We start from the raw sequence: 791 nt of genomic DNA on the forward strand, positions 1-791 counted from the left end.
TAGGTCAATGAAAGCTGTTAGTCCCATGTTCTTGCTTTCAACATTCTGCAGTTCCTCTTCTAACGCTTTCGTTGTCGCTCGTGTGTCAATTCGTTGTATTCTTTTACGGCTAGGGGGAATCCTTTGCGTCGATTTTCTTCTAATTGTAGTATCTATTGTTGTCGGTGAATGGTCACTGCCTAGCTCTGCGTGCACGTCCCATTGTAAGATCTCCTTTGCCATCTGTCGATTGGCAATGGTGATATCTAATGAGTTGTTTCCTCTTGTTGGGCGTTCCGGGTTGTTCATCAATTTGCATTCTTCCAATATGCTGTCTAGGTATTTGTGAGTTTCGTCATGGTGGATTCCAAACCGTCTATCTTTGGTGTTGAGGTCACCTGTTAGAAGTATCGGTTCATCTCGCATTTCTACGAATTTGCCGATTTGTTTCCAATATGTTTTTCTAGTATTTCGATCTATATCCGGTGGTATATATATGTGAATTAATATCATTTCACTATATATTTTTACTATTTGTGTCATGATTCCGTCGTTCCCAAACGTTTGTATTGCAGGAATGCGCATCACATCTACATTTACATGGTCCCTCCAAAAAATTCCAGCTTGGGTGTACCGGTCATCGGCTTCGTGGTTTGGGAAATCGTCTACTTGGCGTCTATGGTGAAGTTCTGATATACATATTACATCGACGCGGTTGGTGTTAGCAAATCGAGACAGTTCTTTTGATTTTTGTTCGCTTAGGGAGCAGGCGTTCCATTGAGCGATTTTTATGTTCCTGGTTGTTCTTATTT

1 protein-coding gene is annotated in these 791 nt (G+C 41.2%); it reads right to left on the reverse strand.

What is annotated here, in order from left to right; translation table 11 throughout:
• On the reverse strand, positions 1-791 hold a 791-nt coding region (locus tag B5P40_RS32500), incomplete at both ends, for an endonuclease/exonuclease/phosphatase family protein (protein WP_181462989.1).

The sequence above is a fragment of the Bacillus sp. SRB_8 genome (genome assembly GCF_003264205.1).
Lineage (GTDB): Bacteria > Bacillota > Bacilli > Bacillales > Bacillaceae_G > Bacillus_A > Bacillus_A mycoides.